The 3,702-nt window shown below is 61.4% G+C and carries 3 protein-coding genes and 1 pseudogene; 1 reads left to right on the top strand and 3 read right to left on the bottom strand.

What is annotated here, in order from left to right; translation table 11 throughout:
- Nucleotides 1-66: 66 nt before the first annotated feature.
- Nucleotides 67-165, top strand: a pseudogene (locus BBW68_RS18370) (DedA family protein); the annotation flags it as partial.
- Between the two features lie 71 nt (nt 166-236).
- Here BBW68_RS18370 and thiQ read toward each other — a convergent pair.
- Genes thiQ through thiB form a run of 3 tightly spaced genes read right to left on the bottom strand, consistent with a single transcriptional unit; the run spans nt 237 to nt 3,506 of the window.
- Nucleotides 237-950 carry a thiamine ABC transporter ATP-binding protein ThiQ gene (thiQ, locus tag BBW68_RS08875; RefSeq protein ID WP_070135062.1) on the bottom strand — a complete coding sequence of 238 codons (714 nt, stop codon included), beginning with the start codon at nt 948-950 and terminating at the stop codon, nt 237-239.
- Nucleotides 934-2,544 (bottom strand): thiamine/thiamine pyrophosphate ABC transporter permease ThiP, encoded by a 1,611-nt coding sequence (thiP, locus tag BBW68_RS08870; protein WP_070135060.1) that lies wholly within the window; start codon nt 2,542-2,544, stop codon nt 934-936. Before thiP ends, thiQ begins: the two co-directional genes overlap by 17 nt.
- Entirely contained in the window at nt 2,520-3,506 is a 987-nt protein-coding gene (gene thiB / locus BBW68_RS08865; protein ID WP_070135058.1) for a thiamine ABC transporter substrate binding subunit, read from the bottom strand. The genes thiP and thiB overlap by 25 nt, the downstream gene beginning before the upstream one ends.
- Nucleotides 3,507-3,702 lie beyond the last annotated feature (196 nt).

Below are 3,702 nucleotides of genomic sequence, written 5' to 3'. Positions count from 1 at the left end.
TAACAGGCCCATTACCGGACAGGAAGGCTGTAAGTGAATTTACACCACCTTGACGGATTCGACCGGCTCTATCCTGCATTGGCGGTGGAGACAATAGGTTGCCTGCTCGGTGACTGGATCTCCTATTTTATCGGCTGGCAGTTTAAAGGGCCCCTGCACCGCTGGTAGCCGTGCTGGCGATAGCCAGCTTTACCGCGATTCAGTTCCACCCGATGATGCGGATGTTCTGCCATCTATTATGGGATGTGTTTTTCTAAAGTCACACCGAGTACCGCCGCTTCCGGCACGGCACCGCGCTGCAACAGCGCGGTGCTGCCATCCCAGTAACCCCTTCCGTCAACTATCAGCAGGCCGCGCGGCGCGATGGTCGCGGCATCTTCAATGCTGTGCGACACCATCAGCAGCGTGATATTGCGCTCGGTACAGACCTCATCTACCAGCGCCAGCATCTCTTTACGCAGGGCCGGATCGAGGGCGGAGAACGGCTCGTCGAGCAGCAGGATCGGCTGTTGTCTCACTAGGCAGCGGGCGAGGGCCGCACGCTGGCGCTGACCGCCGGAGAGCTGATGCGGCAGGCGCTGTAGCTCATTCGTCAGCCCGACTCGCTGGGCGATATTCTGTAACTCCTGCTTGTGCTGGTGGCTGAGCTTCAACCCGGGATGCAGGCCAAGGCCGATATTCTGCGCCACCGTCAGATGTGGAAACAGGTTGTTCTCCTGAAACAACATCGACACCGGGCGCTGCGCCGGAGGCGTCGCGCTATGGTCGCTGCCGTTCAGCTGCAGATTGCCGCCGCTGATGGGCAGGAAGCCGGCCAGCAGGCTCAGCAGGGTGCTTTTGCCTGCGCCGCTCGGGCCGAGGATCGCCAACCGTTCGCCCGCCTGCGCGCTGAAGGTGAAGCGCATCGGCAGGTGGTTATACAGATAGGTGAGATTAGTCAGGCTTAACATGGTGCCCCGGCAGTTTTTCAATCACGGTAAACAGCAGGATGCAGAGCAGCAGCAGCAGCAGGGCCGTCACTGCGCCGTCGCTGCTGCGGTACGAACCTATCTGCTGATAGAGGTAGAACGGCAGCGTGCGGAAGTGCTCGTTGTCAAACAGCGCCACCGCACCGAAATCACCAATCGACAGCACGCAGGCAAAGGCCAGCGCCAACGCCAACGGGCGTTTCAGGGCGCGCAGCTCGATCAACCGCAGGCGGTTCCAGCCGCGAATATCCAGCGATAAACACAGGCGGTTGTAGCGCTTGGCGATGTCGCGCAGCGGGTTTTCCAGCACCTTCATGGCATACGGCACTGCCATCAGCGCATTGGTGAAAATGACGATGCCGTCCGCCGACTCCGGCAGCCCGACGCTCTGATTTAGCAGCAGGGAAAAGCCGGTCACCAGCACAATGCCGGGCATGGCGAGGACCAGCATGCCGCTCAGCTCCAGCGCCTGACCCCACAGCGGATGCTGACGCAGGCGCAGCTCGCGGCTGCTCCACAGCAGCATCACCGTCAGCAGCACGCTCAACAACCCGGCCCCGAGGGCGATGCGCAGCGAGGTGAACGTCGCCTGCCACAGCGCGGCTTTCTGCAACACGCCGCTGAAGCCCTGATTAAGCCCGTCAGCGACCACCGCCAGCAGCGGCGGCAGGATCAGCAGCAGCGCCAGCGCGATCAGCGCGCCGTCGAGCAGGCGCGCGCGCCAGCTGTCCTGTGGATTACGCCAGTCGCCTAGGCTGTCGCTGCCCGCTGGAATGACCTTGCTCAGACGCTGGCTCAGCATCACCAGCCCCAGGCAGCAGACCATCTGCAATAGCGCGAGCAGCGCGGCCCGGCCCGGGTCGTAGTCAAAGCTCAGCGCCTGGAAAATCGCCAGCTCGATGGTGGTGGACTGCGGTCCGCCGCCAAGCGACAGAACCGTCGCGAAGCTGGCAAAGCACAGCATAAAGATCAGTGCACCCGCGGGCAGGATCTGCCGCCGCAGCCACGGCCATTCGACAAGGCGAAAATGCGCCCAGCCGCCCAGGCCCAGCTGGGCAGCAAGCTGACGCTGTTCGCCGGGGATCTGCTGCAAGGCCTGCAAAAGCAGGCGCGTGGCCAGCGGTAGATTAAAGAAGACGTGCGCCAGCAGGATGCCCTGCAGGCCGTAAGGCGTGAACGAATAATTGATGCCGAGCAGGGCGCAGAGCTGTGCCAGCCAGCCACTGCGACCATAGACGCTGAGAATGCCAAACACGGCGACTAGCACCGGCAGCACCAGCGTCATGGCGCACAGCCGCAGCAGGGTAGCGCGCCCGGGAAAGCGGCGACGATATAGCGCCCGCGCCAGCGCAATCGCCGGCAGCACCGACAGCAGCGCCGAGAGCAGCGCTTGGCCGAAGGAAAAGCGCAGCACGTGCCACAGATAGCTGTCCTGCCAGAGTGCGCGCCAGTCGGTGGCGGGCGCATTCTGCCACAGGGCAAAAAACGCCAGCAGCGCCACACCGATCAGCAGCAGCGCGGCAATCGCGCCGGGCAGAAGCCAGCCAGGAATTACTGGCTGACGGCGCGTTGCCATGCACTAATCCAGCTGCTGCGCTGGCTCGCCACGTCCCGGGCGCTGTACTGCAGGGAGGTGGCTGGCACGGTCAGGGTGTCGAAACCAGAAGGCAGGGTGATCTTGATCGCCGGGTACATCCAGTTGCCGGTGGCGATAGTATCCTGGAAAGCGGGCGTCAAAATGAACTGCATAAACTGCTGTGCCAGTTCAGGCTGCTTGCTGGCCGTCAGCTGCCCGGCGATCTCTACCTGTAAATAGTGCCCTTCGCTGAAGTTAGCGACGGCGTACCGATCTTTCTTCTCGGCAATCAGGTGATAAGCCGGGGAGGTGGTGTAGCTCAGCACCATATCGCTCTCCCCTTTCAGAAATAGGCCATAGGCTTCGCTCCAGCCTTTGGTAACGGTGACGGTTTTCTTCGCCAGCTTCTGCCACGCCTGTGGGCTGTCAGCGCTGAATACTTTCTGCATCCACAGTAGCAGGCCGAGGCCCAACGTGCTGGTGCGCGGATCCTGGTAAATGATCTTCAGCGGTCGGTCGCTCTCCACTAGCTCTTTCAGGCCTTTTGGCGGATTTTGCAGTTTGGTTTTGTCATAAACGAAGGCGAACCAGCTGTAGTCAAAAGGTACGAAGGTGCTGTTGTGCCAGCCGCCCGGCACCGTGCTGCTGTTGGTGTTGACGCTGGCCGGGGCAAACAGCCCGGTCTTTTCGGCGGCGTCCAGGAGGTTGTTATCCAGCCCCAGCACCACGTCGGCCTTGCTGTTTTTGCCTTCCATACGTAGCCGGTTGAGCAGCGATACGCCATCCTCCAGTGCCACGTATTTCAGCTCGCAGTTGCACTGCGCTTCGAACGCTTTTTTAATCGCCGGGCCGGGGCCCCAGTCGGTGGAGAAGGAGTCATAGGTGTAAACCGTCAGCGTCTCTTTCGCCGCGAAGGCAGGCAGGGAAAACAGCACCAGCAGAGGCAGTATTCTTTTCAACACGTGACATTCCTTCAGTAGGGTGGGCCGCTAATCGCGGCTTAATTGTAGAGGCTTCGTCAACAGGGCGAAAGCGTCATGATTCCGGCGGCGCGAACTAGACAGATTTGAAGTCAAACCAGCCGAGGGTGTTCATGCGTACGCCGCGCATACTGCGCTGCCCGTTCAGCAGCCAGTGGTGGAACGTAGCGCCCTTACA

The sequence above is a fragment of the Candidatus Erwinia dacicola genome (assembly GCF_001756855.1).
Classification (GTDB): domain Bacteria; phylum Pseudomonadota; class Gammaproteobacteria; order Enterobacterales; family Enterobacteriaceae; genus Erwinia; species Erwinia dacicola.
Note: the sequence above shows the minus strand (reverse complement) of the source record. Positions and strands in the feature narration are given on the sequence as shown.